The 19,975-nt window shown below is 49.4% G+C and carries 19 protein-coding genes; 11 read left to right on the forward strand and 8 right to left on the reverse strand.

Going from position 1 to position 19,975, the window contains the following annotated elements:
• Together msrA and OI18_RS15690 are read right to left on the reverse strand one after the other, a co-directional pair.
• On the reverse strand, positions 1-617 hold a 617-nt coding region (gene msrA, locus OI18_RS15685; RefSeq protein ID WP_240312784.1), incomplete at its 3' end, for a peptide-methionine (S)-S-oxide reductase MsrA.
• Positions 618-732: 115 nt separating this feature from the next.
• On the reverse strand, positions 733-1,188 hold the full coding sequence (locus OI18_RS15690) for a YqaE/Pmp3 family membrane protein (RefSeq protein WP_072039028.1): 456 nt from the start codon (positions 1,186-1,188) through the stop codon (positions 733-735).
• 57 nt (positions 1,189-1,245) lie between these two features.
• Between OI18_RS15690 and prfB the strand changes: the two genes are divergently transcribed.
• From prfB to OI18_RS15730, 8 genes are all read left to right on the forward strand, one after another.
• A protein-coding gene (gene prfB, locus OI18_RS15695) for a peptide chain release factor 2 (protein WP_338030055.1) occupies positions 1,246-2,341 on the forward strand; the annotation gives its coding sequence in 2 pieces (ribosomal slippage) (positions 1,246-1,305 and positions 1,307-2,341; 1,095 coding nt in all).
• A gap of 129 nt (positions 2,342-2,470) precedes the next feature.
• Positions 2,471-4,102 (forward strand): L-glutamate gamma-semialdehyde dehydrogenase, encoded by a 1,632-nt coding sequence (gene pruA, locus OI18_RS15700; protein ID WP_039141492.1) that lies wholly within the window; start codon positions 2,471-2,473, stop codon positions 4,100-4,102.
• Positions 4,103-4,219: 117 nt separating this feature from the next.
• Complete coding sequence (locus tag OI18_RS15705) at positions 4,220-4,798, forward strand: porin family protein (RefSeq protein ID WP_072039029.1); 579 nt, start codon at positions 4,220-4,222, stop codon at positions 4,796-4,798.
• Positions 4,799-4,958: 160 nt separating this feature from the next.
• Positions 4,959-5,543 (forward strand): porin family protein, encoded by a 585-nt coding sequence (locus tag OI18_RS15710; protein WP_039141495.1) that lies wholly within the window; start codon positions 4,959-4,961, stop codon positions 5,541-5,543.
• A gap of 124 nt (positions 5,544-5,667) precedes the next feature.
• Positions 5,668-6,189, forward strand: coding sequence for a bifunctional pyr operon transcriptional regulator/uracil phosphoribosyltransferase PyrR (pyrR, locus tag OI18_RS15715; RefSeq protein ID WP_039141497.1), 522 nt, complete (start codon positions 5,668-5,670; stop codon positions 6,187-6,189).
• A 19-nt stretch (positions 6,190-6,208) separates the two neighbouring features.
• Complete coding sequence (locus tag OI18_RS15720; protein ID WP_039141499.1) at positions 6,209-7,150, forward strand: aspartate carbamoyltransferase catalytic subunit; 942 nt, start codon at positions 6,209-6,211, stop codon at positions 7,148-7,150.
• Positions 7,147-7,620, forward strand: coding sequence for a pantetheine-phosphate adenylyltransferase (gene coaD, locus OI18_RS15725; RefSeq protein WP_039141500.1), 474 nt, complete (start codon positions 7,147-7,149; stop codon positions 7,618-7,620). Before OI18_RS15720 ends, coaD begins: the two co-directional genes overlap by 4 nt.
• Positions 7,621-7,638: 18 nt before the next feature.
• Positions 7,639-8,082 carry a hotdog fold thioesterase gene (locus OI18_RS15730; RefSeq protein ID WP_039141502.1) on the forward strand — a complete coding sequence of 148 codons (444 nt, stop codon included), beginning with the start codon at positions 7,639-7,641 and terminating at the stop codon, positions 8,080-8,082.
• On the opposite strand, the gene OI18_RS15735 is transcribed toward OI18_RS15730, so the two are convergent.
• Positions 8,079-8,711, reverse strand: a complete 633-nt coding sequence (locus OI18_RS15735) for an NUDIX hydrolase (RefSeq protein ID WP_039141504.1) — start codon at positions 8,709-8,711, stop codon at positions 8,079-8,081. The two genes, OI18_RS15730 and OI18_RS15735, sit on opposite strands and share 4 nt — an antisense overlap.
• Positions 8,712-8,769: 58 nt before the next feature.
• On the opposite strand from OI18_RS15735, the gene pyrE reads away from it, so the two are divergent.
• Both pyrE and OI18_RS15745 read left to right on the forward strand, forming a co-directional pair.
• A complete protein-coding gene (pyrE, locus tag OI18_RS15740) occupies positions 8,770-9,405 on the forward strand; it encodes an orotate phosphoribosyltransferase (protein WP_039141709.1) in 636 nt (211 codons plus the stop codon).
• A 24-nt stretch (positions 9,406-9,429) separates the two neighbouring features.
• Entirely contained in the window at positions 9,430-9,795 is a 366-nt protein-coding gene (locus tag OI18_RS15745) for a heavy-metal-associated domain-containing protein (RefSeq protein WP_039141506.1), read from the forward strand.
• Positions 9,796-9,883: 88 nt separating this feature from the next.
• On the opposite strand, the gene OI18_RS15750 is transcribed toward OI18_RS15745, so the two are convergent.
• Complete coding sequence (locus tag OI18_RS15750) at positions 9,884-10,357, reverse strand: LEA/WHy family protein (protein ID WP_160290247.1); 474 nt, start codon at positions 10,355-10,357, stop codon at positions 9,884-9,886.
• 282 nt (positions 10,358-10,639) lie between these two features.
• Here OI18_RS15750 and OI18_RS15755 point away from each other — a divergent pair, with 282 nt between their 5' ends.
• On the forward strand, positions 10,640-11,302 hold the full coding sequence (locus OI18_RS15755) for a WbqC family protein (RefSeq protein ID WP_152616852.1): 663 nt from the start codon (positions 10,640-10,642) through the stop codon (positions 11,300-11,302).
• 663 nt (positions 11,303-11,965) lie between these two features.
• Here the strand turns inward: OI18_RS15755 and OI18_RS15765 are convergent.
• The 4 genes from OI18_RS15765 to OI18_RS15780 all read right to left on the reverse strand — a co-directional run bounded on the left by OI18_RS15765 (position 11,966) and on the right by OI18_RS15780 (position 19,971).
• Positions 11,966-13,789 carry a M56 family metallopeptidase gene (locus OI18_RS15765; protein WP_039141513.1) on the reverse strand — a complete coding sequence of 608 codons (1,824 nt, stop codon included), beginning with the start codon at positions 13,787-13,789 and terminating at the stop codon, positions 11,966-11,968.
• A gap of 1 nt (position 13,790) precedes the next feature.
• The gene (locus OI18_RS15770) at positions 13,791-14,174 is read right to left on the reverse strand and encodes a BlaI/MecI/CopY family transcriptional regulator (RefSeq protein WP_039141515.1); all 384 of its coding nucleotides are present in this window, start codon (positions 14,172-14,174) and stop codon (positions 13,791-13,793) included.
• Between the two features lie 197 nt (positions 14,175-14,371).
• Positions 14,372-16,804, reverse strand: coding sequence for a sodium-translocating pyrophosphatase (locus OI18_RS15775; RefSeq protein WP_052273284.1), 2,433 nt, complete (start codon positions 16,802-16,804; stop codon positions 14,372-14,374).
• A 110-nt stretch (positions 16,805-16,914) separates the two neighbouring features.
• On the reverse strand, positions 16,915-19,971 hold the full coding sequence (locus OI18_RS15780) for an AsmA family protein (protein WP_039141516.1): 3,057 nt from the start codon (positions 19,969-19,971) through the stop codon (positions 16,915-16,917).
• Positions 19,972-19,975 lie beyond the last annotated feature (4 nt).

Below are 19,975 nucleotides of genomic sequence, written 5' to 3' on the forward strand. Positions count from 1 at the left end.
TTGAACTTCTTCATCTTATCCTTGAACACTTTCTCAAACTTCTCCAGTTTGGGACGGATAACGAAGTAACAATAAGGCTGCGAGCCGTTGTTCAGGTAATAATTCTGGTGGTAATCTTCGGCTTCGTAGAAATTCTTGAAAGGCGCGATCTCGGTGATGATGGGATCCTTGAAGGCACCGCTCTCATTGAGCTGCTCCTTGTAGTGTAAAGCTTTCTGCTTCTGCTCCTCGTTGTGATAGAAGATGGCACTGCGGTATTGGGGACCCGTATCATTGCCCTGGCGATTCAGGGTGGTGGGATCATGGGTCTGCCAGAACACTTCCAGCAACTCATCAAAACTGATCACCTGCGGATCATATACTACCTGGATCACCTCTGCATGGCCGGTATTCTTTTCACATACCTGCTCGTAGGTCGGATTCTTTACGTGGCCACCGGAATAACCGGAAGACACCTTATGTACACCGTTCAATTGCTGGAACACTGCCTCTACACACCAGAAACAGCCTGCACCAAGTGTAGCAGTGTCCGTGCTTCCATACGAAGCGTAAGCGACATCATTGCTCATGGTTCTGTTTGGGTTTTCTTTCTGCGCACAACTGCTGAACAGCTGCATGGCGGACATTAATAATAGGGGGAAATATAGTTTCAGTCTCTGCATTATCTGACAGGTATTATATAATGACAATGCAAGATACGACTGCATTGCCGGTGTGGAGTTGAAAGTACTGTTAAAGAATATCGAACACTGTAAGCAAGGCTAGCGCAGCTGCAAACAGCCACAAAAATGCCAGTGATGAAAAGAAGATGATGCCTACCACCATCAAAGCAAGGCTGAGCCAGAACTTCCAGGTGAAATTGCGCTCTTTCAGGTAAATCGCCAACGGCGGCACCAGGATCGCAAGGATGGCCAGCAGTACTACACCTGAAGAATTTTCGTCATCTGTCCCGGCCCTCATTTCCGCGCGGTACTCTTTCAACAATTTTTTAACTGCCCGGAAACGGCTTTTCTTTTCCTTTTTATCGAGCGCCTTGAAATCGGCTATGGATTGGTCTGCAATTGCCAGCGCGGCGCTATCAGCCTGGGCTGAAGGCACCTCGTGGAGAGGCTTCACCGCCGCTGCTTTAACATTTGGTTGTATATATGTAATCAACATGACAGCAATGCAGGCAGCCAGTTTCTTCATGGTGTATTTATTATGCCTCATGAAAATAAAGCATTTCCCAATATCTTTGCAACCGCTATGACACAAGAAAATTTGAAAACATTACGGGAGCGGGTTTCGGTTCTAAGGAGGTTTCTTTGACGTCGCTAACCGAACTGACAAGATCCAACAAGACAAACAACTGACCCTATCGCCCGGATTCTGGGATGATAACCAGCGCGCAACTGCTATCCTGAAAGAGATCAAAGTACATGAGTACTGGATCAACCTCTTCAACGAAGTGGAAACGGCAGTGGAAGACTTTGCCGTGCTCTACGAATTCTGGAAAGCCGGCGAGGCTGCAGAAGAGGAAGTGAAAGTGGCTTATGATACATCGCTCGAAAGGATAGAAGAAGCTGAATTCAAGAGCACCCTCAACCAGCCCGAGGACGAACTGCCGGCAGTCGTGCAGATCAACAGCGGCGCAGGCGGAACGGAAAGCCAGGATTGGGCCCAGATCCTTTCACGCATGTACCGCATGTACGGCGAAAAGCAGGGCTGGAGCGTTACCGAACTCGACTGGCAGGACGGTGACGGCGCCGGTATCAAGAGTGCAACCTTCCAGTTTGATGGTCCATTTGCCTACGGCTTCCTCAAAGGGGAAAGCGGCGTACACCGCCTGGTAAGGATCTCACCATTCGACTCCAACGCCCGCAGGCACACCTCATTCGCCTCTGTGTTCGTATATCCACTCGTTGACGATACCATTGAAATTGAAGTGAAAGACAGTGAAGTGAAAATGGAAACTTCACGAAGCGGTGGTGCGGGTGGACAGAACGTAAACAAGGTGGAAACGAAGGTGATGCTTACCCACCTGGCGACAGGCATCGTGGTGATCTGCCAGACCGAACGTACGCAGCTGGGTAACCGCGAGAAGGCCATGCAGATGCTGAAGAGCCGACTCTACGAAGAGGAACTTCGCCGGCGCGAAGAGGCGAAAAACGCTACCAACGCCAGCAAGAAGAAGATCGAGTGGGGCAGCCAGATCAGGAGCTATGTCTTCCACCCTTATAAAATGATCAAGGACCACCGTACCGATTTTGAAGTCGGCAACGTGCAACCCGTGATGGATGGGGAACTCGATGGTTTCATTAAGGCCTACCTGATGAGCCAGAAAGAAGAGGAACCAGTTTAAGTGTTTCACGCAAAGACGCAAAGAAGCGCATATGCCTTCCTTGTACGCCGTAGCTTAAGCGAAGGCGTAGGCTAAAGCTTCGGCAGACGAGGTCAACTAATAACCTAACAGAACTATAAAACAGTAAACATGAGTTTGGGATATTTTTCTTACCCGCTTCCGGTAAACGAACCAGTGCTGAGCTATGCACCAGGGTCACCGGAAAAACTGCGATTGAAAAAAGTACTCGCCGAGTTAAAGAAAAAAGAAGCTGATGTGCCGATGTATATCGGTGGCAGGGCGGTACGGACAGGCAATCGCATTGCATTGAATCCGCCGCACGAAAGAAACCACGTGCTCGGGTACTACCATGAAGGTGAAGAAAAACATGTGCGCCAGGCTATCGACGCAGCGCTGAAAGCTAAAGAGTCATGGGCAGCGATGAGCTGGGAAACCCGTGCCAATATCTTTCTCCGCGCGGCCGACCTGATCGCAACGAAGTATCGTCCATATATGAACGGTACCACCATGCTCGGTCAAAGCAAAAATATTTTCCAGGCAGAGATCGATGCAGCCTGCGAGCTCATCGACTTCCTGAAATTCAACGTACACTTCCTCAGCGAGATCTATAAGCAGCAGCCCATCAGTTCACCCGGAATGCATAACCGGATGGAATGGCGCCCGCTCGAAGGTTTCGTGCTCGCTATCACTCCATTCAACTTCACTGCGATCGGTGGTAACCTGCCTACATCAGCAGCGATGTGCGGTAATACTGTAGTTTGGAAGCCTGCACACACGCAGATCTATTCTGCACAGATGTTCATGCGCATTCTGCAGGAAGCTGGATTGCCCGACGGTGTGATCAACCTGATTTATGTAGATGGTCCGACCCTCGGCGAAGTATGTTTCAATCACCCAGATTTTGCCGGCGTACACTTCACCGGTTCAACAGGTGTATTCAATACGATGTGGTCCACGATCGGTGCCAATATTTCGAAGTACCGTTCTTACCCGCGCATAGTAGGGGAGACAGGTGGAAAGGATTTTGTGATCGCACACCGCAGTGCGGATCCGGATGTGGTAGCTACAGCGCTGGCCCGTGGTGCATTCGAGTTCCAGGGACAAAAATGTTCTGCTGCATCACGCGCATATATTCCTTCCAACATTGCAGATGCGGTTAAGAAAAAGCTCGTTGAGCAGATCCAGAGCATGAAGATGGGAAGCGTTGAAGACTTCACCAACTTCGTTAATGCCGTGATCGATGAAAGAAGCTACGACAAACTGAAGAAGTATATCGATAACGCAAAGAAAGACCGCAAGGCAAAGATCCTTGTTGGTGGTACCTGCGATAAACGTAAAGGTTTCTTCATTGAGCCAACGGTTATCGAAACCCGCGATCCGAAGTATGTGACAATGTGCGAAGAGCTGTTCGGACCCGTACTGACGATTTATGTGTACGATGCGAACCAGTTCGAAAAAGCATTGAACCTTGTTGATACAACTTCTCCTTACGCGCTTACCGGTTCTATCATTGCACAGGACCGCGCGGCTGTAGAGCTGGCAACAAATGTGCTGCGTAACTCAGCAGGTAACTTCTATATCAACGACAAACCGACAGGTGCGGTAGTTGGACAACAACCATTCGGTGGTGCACGCGGAAGCGGTACTAACGATAAGGCAGGATCGATGATCAACCTTTATCGTTGGTTGAGTGCAAGAACAATTAAGGAAACGTTTAATCCGCCGGTTGACTATAGATATCCGTTCTTACAGGAACAATAAGTCAATAAGTGAATAATATAGAGGACGCTCCGCAGTGGAGCGTCTTTTTTTTGCCTTAATGTTTTTACTTTTCAATTTTATTGTGTTTCTTGCGCCCGTAAAAAATCAAGTATTCCCATGAAGAAACTATTTTTAGTTCTAGTGTGTTCGGCTGCGTTAGTTTCAGCCAAGGCACAGGTTGAGTTCGGTGTTAAGGGCGGTATGAATGTTTCCACTGTCGGTGGCGAAGATTCTGACGGACTGCGTGGAAAGCCTGGTTTCCATCTTGGCGGACTGGTTCGCATCCCCATCACCCAACAGTTTAAGATCCAGCCGGAGTTGGTATTCTCCACTCAAGGTGCTATTACCGAAAACACTTACGAAGGCGAAAGGATCAGGTATAACTTCAACTACCTGAATATCCCTGCAATGTTCCAGTACCATACTGATTTCGGCCTGTACGGCGAAACTGGTCCACAGCTCGGATTCATGCTTTCTGCAAAGACAAAGCATGATGGTGATTCACACGACATCAAAGATTCCCGTAACGTACTTGATTTCAGCTGGGGCTTCGGAGCAGGCTATCACTTTACACCACAGTTTGGTGTAAACGGCCGTTTCAACCTTGGTTTGAGCCGTCTTGATGATGGTGGTGATGCAAGGGCATACAACCGCGTACTGCAGGCTGGTGTGTTCTACATCTTCAACGCAAAGTAATCGTTACCATAACGTATTGGATTTAGCGGGAGGCCTTTTGGTCTCCCGTTTTTTTTTATAATATGTCCGCGCTTTAACAGTTTATTTTCACATTCTTAAGAGAGCCTGCATACTATTCGGGTATGCATTACGTTTATAGCATCGCAATAAATTTCTTATCATGAAAAAAGCGTTTTTAGTTTTCTTGTGTGCAGCTGCCATTGGTACTGCTAAAGCCCAGGTTCAGTTTGGTGTTAAAGCCGGAGCGAATATCGCCAACATCGTTGGTGAAGATGCCGAGGACGCCAAAATGAAGATTGGTGTTAATGCAGGTGCATTTGCCCGCTTGTCTATCGCTGAAAGCTTTAAAATCCAACCCGAAATCCTGTTCTCAACACAGGGTGCGAAATCCGAGGAAAGCTTCGCAGGAGAAACATTCGAGACAAAAATGAACCTCAGCTACATCAACGTACCTGTTATGTTCCAGTACCACACTGCTTCTGGTTTCTTTGCTGAAACAGGCCCTCAACTGGGGATCCTTGCTTCTGCAAAAATGAAAGGCGAAGGTGAATCAGTAGACATCAAGGAAGACCTGAAGTCGATCGACTTCTCATGGGGACTTGGTGTTGGTTACCAGTTCGCCCAGGGCTTCGGCGTTAATGGTCGTTACAATTTCGGCCTTAGCAACCTGCCTGATGAAGGTGATGGCAAACTTCGCAACGGCGTAATCCAGGTTGGCGTTTTCTATGTATTTGGTGGAAAATAACTTCCCGATTAATTTTTTAATCAACAACAGTAAATGGGAGCTTCGGCTCCCATTTGCATTTGAATATCTAAGGAAGATGGTACAGGTTGGCGCAGCTTTAGTATTTTAGCGAAAATTTGAATCATTGAAGACCATTCTAACCGGTGACCAGCTGGCATTGACAATAAAGAGACTCAGTCACCAGATCCTTGAAAACAATTCCGATCTGTCTGAGGTCTGCATCATTGGCATCCAGCCGCGGGGGGTGTGGCTGAGCGAAAGGATTGCGCAGGAGATCCGCAGCCTGCGGCCAGAGACTTCGCTTCAATATGGAATTCTTGACATTACGTTCTACCGCGATGACGTGCGTAATAGTCTGCCCGTAGCCAACCAGACCGATATCCCGTTTTCTGTTGAAAATAAAAAAGTGATCATCATTGATGATGTGCTGTATACCGGTCGCACCATCCGTGCGGCGCTTGATGCACTGATTGATTTCGGCAGGCCGCGGAAAGTGGAGCTTTGTGTGCTGATAGACCGCAGGTTCAGCCGCGAGCTTCCTATTCAGCCAGACTATTCCGGCAAGGCGATCGATTCCATCGTTTCGCAGCGCGTGAAAGTTTACTGGAAGGAAAATCATGGAAAGGATGAAGTGGTATTACTCTAACGATTAACTTTGCATCCTAATGCGACTTAGTACAAAACATCTCCTCGGCATTAGAGAGCTTTCCCCCCAGGATATTCAATTAATTTTAGATACGGCCACCCAGTTCAAGGAAGTACTTCAGCGACCGATCAAGAAAGTGCCTTCCCTCCGCGATGTTACCATCGTGAATCTCTTTTATGAAAGCTCGACGCGTACCCGCATTTCGTTTGAGCTTGCGGAAAAAAGGCTGAGTGCCGATACCATCAATTTTACTGCGAGCGGTTCATCCGTATCAAAAGGAGAGACCCTGCTCGATACCGTGAACAATATCCTCAGCATGAAGGTGGATATGGTTGTGATGCGGCACAGTGCCAGTGGCGCGCCGCACTTCCTGGCCAAACACATTCCTGCTGCGATCGTGAATGCCGGCGACGGCATCAATGAACACCCGACGCAGGCACTGCTCGATGCGTTTTCGATCCGCGAAAACCTGGGCTCGCTGGAAGGGAAGAAGATCGCGATCATCGGTGACATCATGCACTCACGGGTTGCCCTGAGTAATATTTATCTCCTGAAAAAAATGGGTGCAGAGGTAACAGTGGCTGGTCCGCCTACCCTGATCCCGAAACATATGGCTGAAGCTTTTGATTTGAGGGTGGAATATGACCTCCGCAAGGCGCTGGAGTGGTGTGATGTGGCCAACGTGCTGCGGATCCAGCTCGAGCGGCAGAACCAGGTGCTGTTCTCCTCGCTGCGGGAATACAACCTGGCTTATGGTGTGAAGCGCAGTATGCTTGACAGTCTAGGTAAAAAAATCCTTGTCATGCACCCCGGACCAATCAACAGGGGTGTGGAACTCGACAGTGATGTGGCCGATAGTGGCCAGTCCCTTATTCTCCAGCAGGTTGAAAACGGGGTTGCCGTCCGCATGGCGGTACTGTACCTGCTGGCCGGAAGAGAAGTACAACCAACTACTATATGAAGATCTGCCTGTTTCCCGGAACCTTCGATCCCATTACGCTGGGGCATGTTGACATCGTGAACCGCGCTTTGCCATTGTTCGACAAGATCATCATCGGGGTCGGCCTCAATGCCGCCAAGGCGCCCATGTTCTCTGCCGAACAGAGACTGTTATGGATCAGCGAGATTTTTGAAAAGGAGCCGAAAGTGGAAGGTGCGGTGTATGAAGGGCTGACCGTTAAGTTCTGCCAGGAGATCGGTGCCCGGTTCATCCTGCGCGGAATCCGGTATGTGAGCGATTTTGAATATGAGAAAACGATCGCGGATGCGAACCGGACGATGGACAAGAACATTGAAACGATCTTTTTAACGGGCGAGCCCAAGTATACATCTGTCGCTTCCACTATTGTGCGCGATATTATCCGGAACCATGGCGATGTTTCCCAGTTTATCCCTGAAGCTGTATATAAGAGCCTTCATCAAATCAGCTAACCATTTAATCGGTTAAACATGTCCGTGATCTGGCACAATCAATCACTTAACCTTGATGACCTTACCCGGCTCGGTGCCGGCAATATGGCCGAACACCTGGGTATCGAGTGGGTAGAGATTGGCGGCGATTTTCTTCGTGCGCGCATGCCTGTTGACCACCGTACCAGCCAGCCCTACGGGTTGCTGCATGGCGGTGCGTCCGTTGTGCTGGCCGAAACCCTTGGCAGCGTGGGTGCGGCGATGTCGGTTGATACGTCGAAGTTCATGGCCGTAGGTGTTGAGGTGAATGCGAACCATATCCGCAGTGCGCGCAATGGCTTTGTGATCGGAACAGCGAAGCCGCTTCACCGTGGCGCCTCTACACATGTGTGGGAGATCAGGATCGTTGACGAGAAGCACAAGCTGGTTTGTGTGTCGCGGCTGACCGTTGCGATCTTAAAGCGCACGGACATACCAACTTAACTGCGGCGTTCACCCAAGGCAATTATCACATCTCTTATGGAGGGGAATGTATTCCCATTCACCTTTCCCCAGTCTTTTTTGGCCAGCCATTCGGCGGCATGGATATCCTCTTCAGTTTGTGGTTTAAGGTGCTGGTCACCCTTGATCTTCATTTCAAACCAAACGGTTTCCTTTAAAATGTGCTTGCCACTTTCGTGGTAGGTGTGGTAGGTCGTGAGCAGGGGCCGCGTGATACTTGCGCCCTGCAGGCCGGTTTCTTCTTCAACCTCACGGACGGCGCAATGCTCGATGGTTTCGCCTTCGTCGAGTTTGCCCTTGGGAAGGTCCCATTTCCCCCGGCGATGGATGAAGAGCAGGGCATGCTTCTCGTTCCATACGGCGCCGCCACCGGCCTGGATGATGGTAAACTTCTTCCAGAAAGCCTTTTTCAGCGCCTGCAGGTCGTTGTGCTTCAGGATTCCCGCATGAATCCCGGGCAGCTCCATTTCGTAGATCATCGATTTGAGGGCGGGCGTGGAGAACTCATCGATGAACACCGCGTCGTCGTGGTGAAGGAAGGGTTCGAGGTCGGGGGTGATGTCATCACAGAGGAAGAGGGGTTTATCGCCAAAATAGATTTTGATGTACATAAAGGCTATGGGTATTTTTGCGCCACTATCATTTCACGCAAAGTTGAATAAAGTTAATATGAAGTCGAACGAAAAAGCAGTCGCCGAGCGTTTGCTCCAGAGTAATGCAGTCAGGTTGAGTCCCGACCAGCCTTTCACCTGGGCAAGCGGTTGGAAGAGCCCCATTTACTGTGACAACCGGAAGGTACTATCCTTTCCGTATATCCGAGATTTTATCAAGTCTGAAATGTGTAATGTGATCTTCAGCGAGTTCCCGGATTCGGACGTCCTCGCGGGTGTGGCAACTGCGGGCATTGCCTGGGGGGCCATGGCTGCCGACCAACTGAAGCTTCCTTACATGTATGTACGACCAAAGCCGAAGGAGCATGGACTGGGAAACCAGATCGAAGGGAACTATGAGCCGGGGCAGAAAGTGGTTGTGGTGGAAGACCTGATCTCGACCGGGAAGAGCAGCCTGCAGGTAGTGGACGTTCTCCGTGCCGCCGGACTTGAGGTAATGGGCATGATCTCCATCTTTACCTATGGGTTCGGGGTGGCCGACAAGGCTTTCGCCGATGCCGGGGTTCCTTACCGTTCCCTAACCAACTACGAAAACATGATCTCTTTGGCCCTCGAAAAGGGGATTATCGATAGTGCTGCGGAACCGATTCTGTTAAAATGGAGGGAGGACCCCGCAAACTGGACCGGACTTTAGTACCTTGGATAAAATTGCTTACGAATGAAAAAACTGTACCTGCTCCTGGTTGCCGTACTGGCTATCGGGACCGCCACGATGGCGCAAAGCAAAAAGGCGCTGCAAACGGCTGTGATCAAAACCCCGACCGTTCAGTGCGACATGTGCAAAAAACGGATCGAAGCTTTCCTGGATAAAGAAGACGGAGTGGCTTCTGCCGTGGTGGATTATAAACGTAAAACTACGAAGGTGAGTTTTTACACCGATCGTACAAACATCGAGAATATCAAGACCGCCATCGCCAATGTTGGCTATGATGCGGACGATGTAACCGCCAATGAAGAAACTTACAACAGGCTTCCCAAGTGCTGCAAAAAGCCGGAAGATGGCGGCGGCATGAAGAAACAATAGGACAAAAAAAGAACCGTCTAAAAACGGTTCCTGTGACCCGGTCGGACCTCCGACCGGGTTTTTTATTTTGCGCCCCTTAGGGCCAATTTTACCACTCCAATTTTTGCTTCCCGGCATAGTTCACCGGCATGTTTATGAAGAAGCCTGACCTGCCCAAACGGACCGTTCCGTTCACCTTCACATCGATCTCGTCACTCATCAGAAGGGTTAGCGCATTGCTCAATAACTGCTTAACGTCTACTTTCATTTTTACCGGTACGTAAAACGTGTCCTTCTTCGGAATGGTGATCAGCGTGTCGAGCGTGGTGGTGCCAACCGACTTGTTGTTTATGGCAATTGCCAGGTCTGCACGCTTCAGCTGCAGCGGGTAGTTGTTCGGGTTATAATATTTAAGGTCTGCCGAAACGACAGATTCTTTCATCCCAATCTTACTGATGGTAAAGTTCTCGAACGCCTGGTACTCCGGGATCTCCGGTTGCTTACAGGAGGCGAAGGCGAACAGGGTAGCTGCTGCCAGGAGGATCTGGGTAGCCCTCTTGGGGCTTCTCGTGCTGTTGATCATAATTAAGGCAAAATAGGAGATAAATGATTTAACAGCAAATTCAATATGGAACAATGCCATATCTTTAACGCCAAGAAATTTGGCAGGCGGGGAGTTGACCTCATATTTAAAGGGTAATAGGATAAGCCAATAATCTTAGCAGTTAAAAAAAGTTCGTAAAGTGTTTATTTAGAATTAAATACAAGATATAACGATGTTTTTTAGTACTTAATTTGTCGCTTCAATTTACGCTTGACCGGAGTTAAACAGGACAGATTTAAAGTGCATCTCAAAGGATTAAATATGAGTACGTTAATAATTGATTTACAATACTTTGGAAGTGTTTATTGGTATAAAAAAGTATATAAATACACGCATGTAGAATTTAGTGAATACGAAAAACATCGAAAAATGGGTTTTCGCAATCGTTTATGGATTGCGGGCGCTGAGGGCCGGATGAATTTGTCCGTCCCCATCGTTGATGCGCGAAATGAAAAGCAGGTATACAAGGACGTGAGGATCGTTCCGGGTCGTTGGCAGACCGAACACTTCAGGGCGCTGGTCTCCTGTTATAACCGGTCACCCTGGTTCGAGCATTACCGCGACGAATTGGCAGCATTGTATGAGAAACCGGTGGACTACCTCTTCGACTGGAACCTGGCCTGCTTTGAGTGGATGAATGAAAAGCTGGACCTGCCGGTGACGGTTGACGTGGCCAGGCTGCCCGGAAATGGTGGTCAGGCTCCCGAAAATGAGAGTGCCCCAGGCGCGGACGGTGTGGTAAATTTTACAGATTATTTTCATCCCTCGAACTCCGGAAACTGGCTCCATGGTGATGAAAACCGGTTTCGCTACTCCCAGGTTTTTGAAGACCGGGTCGGTTTTTTGCCCGGACTTTCGATCCTCGATCTGATGTTTTGCGAGGGGCTGTCGGGGGTAAAAAGACTGGTTGGGGATGCCCGTTAGGAAGTGGTGTTTTGGATCAGCAAGGGGTGTCTCGACCATTTAAAGACCCGTCCATTTTTTAATTTTCGGGGTTTACAAGGTTGGTGAACTTCTGAAATCAGCTTCGTTTACGGGGTGCTGATATTAAAGATTAATGTCAATCATCCCAGCAGAAATCGGGGTAGACATGGTGCAGCATTTTGGGGAAAACGTCGCAGTTCAATCCTGCTCTTTCAATTTTTGCAGCCTTTACATTGTTCGTAAACTTACGATTTGGAAGTCCTGGAACTTTGTGTAAAAGCCCGGACTTTGGAAGAATCAAGTCGTACAGTGTAACCCTCAATAGTCTCTCTTAATTCCGAATTATAAAAACGATCTTATAGTCTTTAAGTAATATCTCAGGGACTTGGCTGTTGTATTTCTTGTAAAGATCTATGGCTTCCCGGATCGACTTCTGCCTTCCACCCAGGCACCGTAATCATCCTTGCCTTTTTTCAGAATGACTTTAAGTGTCGCCTTCATATACTTTAATTGTTGAACGTGAAAGGTAACCTTATTGGCTAAACCCAGCCGATTATAACCGGTTAATCTGGCTATTTCATGAAGGCGCAAAAAAAAAACACCGGGCTGGCAGGCCCGGTGCGGAGATCAATTAAGCATTCTTATTTATCGTAATCCCTGTTCTTACAGGTATACCACTTTCTTCTTGTTGCAGGTGGCTTTCTTGGTTTCAGTCTTTTTGCTCTCGCACTCATTCACGCGGAAGTATTCGCGTTCCTGCTCGCGCTGGATTCTGCGCTGGTAATCCTGCTGGCTCTTAAGGTGCAATTCAAGCTGCACTTTCTGGTCTGCGAGTTGCTTTTCCATCTGCTTAACTGCTTTGGAAGCATCCTGCTGTACTTTGTTCCAGTCGATCCGGGCAAGGGCTTTTTCGAGCTCGAGCTGGATGGCTTCCGGTGTTTTGCCGTGGAGCTCAAGCTGGATCTTCAGCTTTTCAAAATCCAGTTGTTGGAGAGCCATCTGCGCCTGCACAGCTGCTTCCTTAGCCTTCACGGTCAGGGATACACGACCCTGGACTGAGGTAGGAACAGTGGTATCGATACTTCCTGCCTGGAAACTGTTGCGGGGAACATAGGGCAGGGTAGTAGTGATCAGCACGTCTACCGGCTGAGCTACCTGCTTTTCCGGGAGGGAGAAGGAGCGGTCTTCAACCACCACATTCGTAGCGGGGGTAAAGGCGGTCGCCTGGTCTTCTTCATCGTCTTCATCCATTGTCGCTACCCATTCCACGGGGGAAAGCACCAATTGCGGATTCTTCGCAGGGACGGACAGGGCCAGGGCGGGTTGTGATGGCTGAGTATTAACCGCGTTTACCTGGTAGGCCGGGTTGGCTGTCCGCGGTTTGGATTCATTTACTATTTGGGTGGCGGCCTGCTGCGGGTTGAAGGAAACACTCCTGATGTAGTCGCTATTTTCGCGGCTCGCAAGCGGTGTAACCACATTGCGGATCAACTGGCGGATCTCGCGCTGCGGCTGAACGAGGGCAAGCAGGCAAACAATACCAGTGAGTCCGGCCAGTACGGCCATCTTCATGTTGCGCTGCGGTGCAACGGGCAGTTTCAGCATCCGCTGTACGCGGATGAGCAATACGTTCCGGTGACTGCCACGCGCTGCGAGCAGTAACTGGGATTGGTCCTTTGTACGGTGCTGCTCCAGTTTCAGGAGCGCATAGGCATACTGGTCAGGACTGAACGGAAACTGCAGCACCCAATCGTCGCAGGAATGTTCGCGCTCCTCGCGGATCGCAGCAACCAGGTTGCGGGTGAATGGATTATAGAAGAAGATCACTTCTGCTATCGCTACCACCAGGTTCCAGAAATAATCATTTCGTTTAATATGGGCAAGCTCATGGATCAGGATGGCTTCGAGCTGGTCGGGTGTTAACTGGTTTATGGCAGATACTGGGAGGAGGATCATGGGCTTCAGCCAGCCGAGGATCAGCGGGGTGTCGATCCTGTCGGACAGCCAGAACTGCACGGAACGGATATTCATCTGTCCGCACATTTTATTAAGGTAGAGACGCCATTCAACCGGCGCTTTCCGGAGCCCGGTCGTCCTGATCTTTCCCGTTACATAAAGAATTTTGGAAAACTGTATCAGTCGTACCGCCAGCCAAACGAGGTACACTACTGAAATATAAGGTGAAGAAAGCTGGATCCAGTAGCTGATGCTGGCATAAACGCCGTGCAGCTCATCGTTTGTGTAGGAACCCACCTGGTACCCGCTTTCGAGAATGTTGGTAAACCGGAGCAGGAAAGAAGCAACCGACCAACCCATCCCTGCTACGAGGAAAAGCAGGGAAAGTGAATATCGATTTGAAGCAGTAAGTCGCGGCAAGACCTTTTTCAGGAACAGATACAGAACCCACAAAATCCCAAACTGCCACCAACTGTTCAGAAGAGTCCAGCCCAGCGCTTCGAGAAAAGCAGCCTGGGGATGGTTTGGCATATTATTGCTTTTTTAAGTTGTTTAAAAGGTGTTGAATCTCTTCCAACTCCTGCGCTGAAGCCTTGTGGTTACCGAGCGCCTGCAATACTAACTGGGTGGATGAACCGCCAAACAGTCCATCGATCATTTTTCCCAACAGGTGCTTCTGTGTTTTCTCCCGGCTAACCGCAGCCTGGTAAATATGTGTTTTTACAGAATCGTCGCGTTTTACCAATCCCTTCTCATGCATGATCTGCATCAGCTTGAGGGTGGTGGTATAACCGACATCCTTTGTGAGGGCCAGTTCTTCATGGACCTCACGGACACTTGCAAGTCCCCTGGTCCACAGTACCTGCAGGATCTCCAGTTCGCTTTCAGTTGGTTTGATATACTTCGTTGCAGCCATAGTCATGCAATTTGACCTCAATATACGATTAGTTTCGTAAACATGAAATGTTAAAATGCCTGCAAGGATGCGATTTGTCGATGAGTCAATCAGGAGTAAGTGAATAAGTGAAGGTGGGGCAAAAGAAAAGCCCCGGTGTAGACACATCGGGGCTTTTGGTATTTGGACTTGATTAGTTTCTAAATCAAAACTACGAACTATTTCTTTTCCTCGCTAATCGAAAAAGAAAAATCTCTGCCTGCAGAAAGGAAATTTTCGTATTTCTTAACAGCGTCTGCAGATTGCTTTTCGCCGTTGATCGTCAACTCGCCTTTTTTGAATTCAACTGCGAGCTTACCATCTTTCACAAAACCGTCAGCTTTCAGGACTTCAGCAAACTTGTTTACATCGTCGGCTGCAACTGGAGCGAGTGCTTCTGTTGCGTGCTCAGCATGTTCAGTATTCGCTGCATCTGCAAGCCTGATCTCCATTTTCTTCTCCACAACCTGCGCAGAAGCGTCGCTTCCGTTGGTCATGTGAAGATCTTTCAGGGTCGGCGCGATTACCAGTGAAACGATACTCATCAGTTTGATGAGGATGTTCATTGACGGACCGGAAGTGTCCTTGAACGGATCACCTACAGTATCACCGGTTACGGATGCCTTATGGGGTTCTGACTTTTTATAATATACTTCACCATTGATGGTAACACCTTTCTCGAAAGATTTCTTCGCATTGTCCCATGCACCACCGGCGTTGTTCTGGAACATTCCCATCAGTACACCACTTACAGTAGCACCTGCGAGGAATCCGCCGAGTGCTTCGGGTCCGAAGATGAAACCGATCACGAGAGGAGAGATGATGGCAAATGCACCTGGAGCAAGCATCTTCTTGATGGAAGCATCTGTAGAGATAGCCACGCACTTGTCGTACTCCGGTTTTCCTGTTCCTTCCATGATACCGGGGATGGTACGGAACTGGCGACGAACTTCTTCCACCATCGCCATGGCCGCTTCACCAACCGCGCGGATCGCGAGGGAAGAGAAGATGAAGGGGATCATACCACCCACGAACAAACAGGCAAGTACATCCGCTTTATAGATATCGATACCGCTGATACCGGCAACACCTACAAACGCAGCGAAGAGCGCGAGGGCGGTAAGGGCAGCAGAAGCGATGGCGAAACCTTTACCGGTAGCTGCAGTGGTGTTACCAACTGCATCGAGAACGTCGGTCTTCTCACGAACTTCTTTGGGAAGCTCGCTCATTTCGGCGATACCGCCGGCGTTGTCAGCGATAGGACCGAAAGCATCGATCGCAAGCTGCATCGCAGTAGTAGCCATCATACCGGCAGCTGCAATCGCAACACCGTAGAGACCTGCGAAATAATATGAACCGTAGATACCACTTGCCAGTACAAGGGTGGGCAGGAATGTAGATTCCATACCAACTGCGAGACCACCGATCACGTTAGTGGCGTGACCTGTTGCAGACTGCCTGATGATGGTGTTCACCGGGCGCTTGCCCATAGCTGTGTAGTATTCGGTAATAATACTCATCAACGTACCTACCACGAGACCTACTACGATGGCGTAGAACACATCCATGCGGGTGAACTCGAAGCCACGAAGGCTGAGCGTATTGTCAGGGAGGATATATTGAACGAGGAAGAATGAGGCAATTGCAGTAAGAACGATAGAACCCCAGTTACCCATGTTCAATGCTTTTTGAACAACGTCAGTGCTGATGCCTGCGCTGTCAGAGATGCGAACGAACCAGGTACCAACAATAGAGAAGAGGATTCCTACACCTGCGATCAGCATGGGAAGCAGGATGGGAGAAAAACCGTTGAAACTGTCGGTTGCAATGGTTTCCTGTCCGAGTACCATCGTAGCCAGAACGGTTGCTACATAGGAACCGAAAAGATCGGCACCCATACCGGCAACGTCACCTACGTTATCACCTACGTTATCGGCGATGGTGGCAGGGTTACGCGGATCATCTTCAGGGATACCGGCTTCTACTTTACCTACGAGGTCAGCACCAACGTCGGCAGCCTTTGTATAGATACCACCACCTACACGCGCAAAGAGGGCGATGGACTCAGCGCCAAGTGAGAACCCGGTCAGCACTTCGATGGCTTTTGCCACCAGCTGATTATCGGCAGAGAGAGAAGGTGCAAAATATTGAACCAGCACGATGAACACGCTTCCAAGTCCAAGTACAGCAAGACCTGCAACACCGAGTCCCATTACTGAACCACCGGTGAAAGATACCTGCAATGCTTTGGCAAGGCTGGTACGGGCAGCATGTGTGGTACGAACGTTAGCCTTGGTGGCTACTTTCATCCCGATGAAACCTGCAAGCGCACTGAATACGGCACCGACAATGAAAGCGATGGCGATAAACCAGTGTGAATGTTCGTTGCGGCTGGCCATGAAGCCCAGGAGGATCGCCACTATCACTACGAAATATGTCAGGATCTTCCACTCGGCGCGGAGGAATGCCATAGCGCCCTCTGCGATGTGGTTACTGATCTCCTGCATGCGGTCAGAGCCGGCATCCTGTTTTGATACCCAGGCAAATTTGATAAAGGTGTACAGCAATCCGATCACACCCATTGCCGGGACCAGGTAAAACAATTTGTCCATAAAGAAAAGCTAGTTAACAAAAATTTAGAGTGGGCAAAAATAAGGGGGAAAAGCCAAAAAAGGGCACCTGTTTATTTGCAGGTGCCCTTTCCAGTGAGGTTTTTAATTATTTACGGACTTTTCTTCGTGGTATCGGCTGCAGGCTTCTTCTTTTTGATCAGTCCTTCCAGGATGCCTTTGGCCGCTTCTTCAGCTCGTTTGGGCGTGGATGTCCCTTTGGAAGTGGTGTCCTTTTTGCCGAAGATCTGCTCTTCTGCAGCTTTTTTTGCATCTTTTATCGCCTGCTGCTTAACGGCTTCGAGTGAATCGGCCGCCTGCTTTTTGGTGGAAGCTATCACGCTGTCTGCCACGTTCTTTGCTTTTTGCTCCATCTCACCGGCGAGACTACCCGACGAACCCATCAGGTTATAGGTGAGTTTTGGTTGCTTGATGGTGCCGCCAAGGGCCAGTTTCAGGTTCACGGTTTCGCCCAGCTGGATAGGTAAGCCCTTTTTCGCCAGGTCGCCCGCCAGCCCGGTAATGAACTGGTTAGCCTGGCTTCCCAGCTTCGCCCGGGGAACTTTCATATTAATAAGGTAATCGATCGACTGGTCAACGCCATGTACACCGCCTACTTCCATTTCAATGTCTGTTACCTTAACCTTAAATGGTTTCACCAGTACTTTTCCATTCACAAACTCGAACTGCTGTTTGAGGTCATTCAGCTCGATCCGCTCGAGTTCGCTTATATTAAGTTTGGATGAGATCTCTTCCAGCGGTTTGAATTTGCTGATATATCCATGCAACAGCGCCAGGGTGCCTTTACCGGTCAACGATTCCAGTATCGGCATCATGGATTCACCCAGGCGTCCGTTCAGGGTCAGTGCCGAATTGATCTTTCCCGAGATGAACTGGCCTACCGGCATCAGCGCCTTTATAGTATTGTATGATTTAAAAGTCTGCTCCACATCGAGGTTGGTGAGCTTGTAGGCAAGACTTACCGCCGGCTTGAGTTTGCTTTCGCGGGTAGAGTAGGAGCCGTTCAGCCCGATGCTTCCGCCCAGCGCCTGCATGGTAAGGTCCTGCAGGTTCACCGTTTCGTTTGCGATGGTCACGCCGCCCTTCACATCTTTATAGCTTACCTGGTCGTACACCACTTCGCCTGCATTGGCATTGAGCTTGAAGTTGATGTTGGCCGGCACTTCGAATGGTTTCGAGGGACCTTCCTCTGCCGGCTGTTCCGGCGTTGAAGTTGGTGTGCCCATCCATTTATTCAGGTTGATCTTATCCGCCGCCAGGTTCATGGTACCACTTAGTGGTTCATCCTTCAGCGCATAGCCGATGGCGTTAGTGATCCGGCCATCTGCCTGGAAGTTGGTCTGCTGGAAACTTCCGTTTGCATTGCTGATGCTGATATCCTTTGGCGTGAAGTTGAGGTTTGCGGTCCGGAGGGCCAGTCCTGCCGGGTAATCTTTGGTCTTATACAATACATTGCTGAGCTGCACATTTCCCGAAGTCTGGATGGCATCGTATTTCTCCTGGTCTACCATGGACTTCCTGCCTTTGAAACTTACGTCTGCAGCGAGGCGGCCGGAAAGACTTTCTCCTTCATCAAAAGTGTAGAACTGTTTCACGCGGTCCAGTTGGAATCCACCTTTTACAGATCCGTCAACTGCCGGGTCGGTAGCTGGATTTGTGAGGTGAAGGGTGAAGTCGACCTTATCGTCACCAAATTCTGCATGTCCAGCCGGGATATTCACGACCGTATGGTCTGGTACTCCATCGGGGTTGCTGACTTCTATTGTTGCATTCGTATTCTTGATCGGTTGCGGGAACTCCTTCGATGCATACATCAGGTTGATTAGCTGGATCAGTCCCTTTGCCTGGAATGGCCCGGGCTTCTGCTGCAGCACTACGTTGAGGTTTCCTTTCGCTTCGATGTCGGCGTTTACCTGTCCACCGATCTTTGTATCTCCTTCCAGCTTGATGAATTGTCCGATTGTTCCCAGGTCAAGCTTTCCCTTTGCCGCCATGTCGACGTATTGTGCCGTCTCGGGTTGCTTATACAATAGCCTGAACTGGAATGGCTCCTTGCCGAACTTCAGCGTAGCCTGTGGAATTTCAATTACCATATTATCCGGTTGTCCATCCACGTTAGCAGCCTTAACGTCGAGGTTGATATCCTGCACCGGCTGTGGCAATTCGGGATACTGGAATGATCCGTTCCTGATATTTGCCGTTACATTATAAGCGGGCATTTTACCTGTTGTATAAATGCCCTTTACAAAACCATTAAATGCTGCTGTACCGCTGGTCTTGAGGTCCTTGAATTCTTTTGTATAGATACCAGGGACGAGCGACAGGATATTCTTGAAGTCGTTGCCGGGCGTATTGAATTTTATATCCATATTATACGTGGAATCATTCACGAGTTGAAAGAATCCTTCCGTATTCAGTTCCATTTCGTTCAGCTTAAGCTTTACATCATTGAAGCTGTATTTGCTGTCGGTGGTGTTGATATCGAAATCGGCATCAAGTGAGGTGTTGGTATTATTGAGATAAGGAACGCCATCGAAAGTGAATGTTGCGGCGTCAATTTTGGTGCTGGTGCTGAGCCGGAACTGGTCTGCACTAAAGTTACCACTGCCTTCGTGGTTGAGGTTGGCAGCAGTGAAGTGCATGTTGCCCTGCTCGTCGTCGTAGCGGATATAACCATCGACGATCTCGTATTTTTTCAGGTCCATCTGGAAGCCTGAGCTGCTTGTGTCGGTAGTCTCTTCCGGGGCGCTTTCTTTCATGATGTCCCAGTTCACCTTTCCATCCTTGGCGATGATGGCATGGATGCGGGGCTGGTTGAGACTCACATGGGTCACTTCCATCGGGCCGCTGCCGAACAGGCTGAAGAGGTTCACGGCCACATCGATGCGGTTTGCGGCGATCAGGGTATCACCTGCAAATGCATCCGGGCCGGTAATGTACATGTCTTCGAGTCCGACTGATACTTTCGGAAAATGCCGGAAGAAAGAGAGGTTCACATCCTTGAAATCGGACTTCGCCTTCAGCTTTTCATTCATTTCTTTTTTGGCCAGGCTTTTCAGTTTTCCACTGAAAATAAAGGGTGCTGCTACTGCAAAAACAACCAGGACCAGCAGGAATATGCCTGTAATAACCAGGATTTTCTTCAACATCGGG

The organism is Flavihumibacter solisilvae, from assembly GCF_000814475.1.
Lineage (GTDB): Bacteria > Bacteroidota > Bacteroidia > Chitinophagales > Chitinophagaceae > Flavihumibacter > Flavihumibacter solisilvae.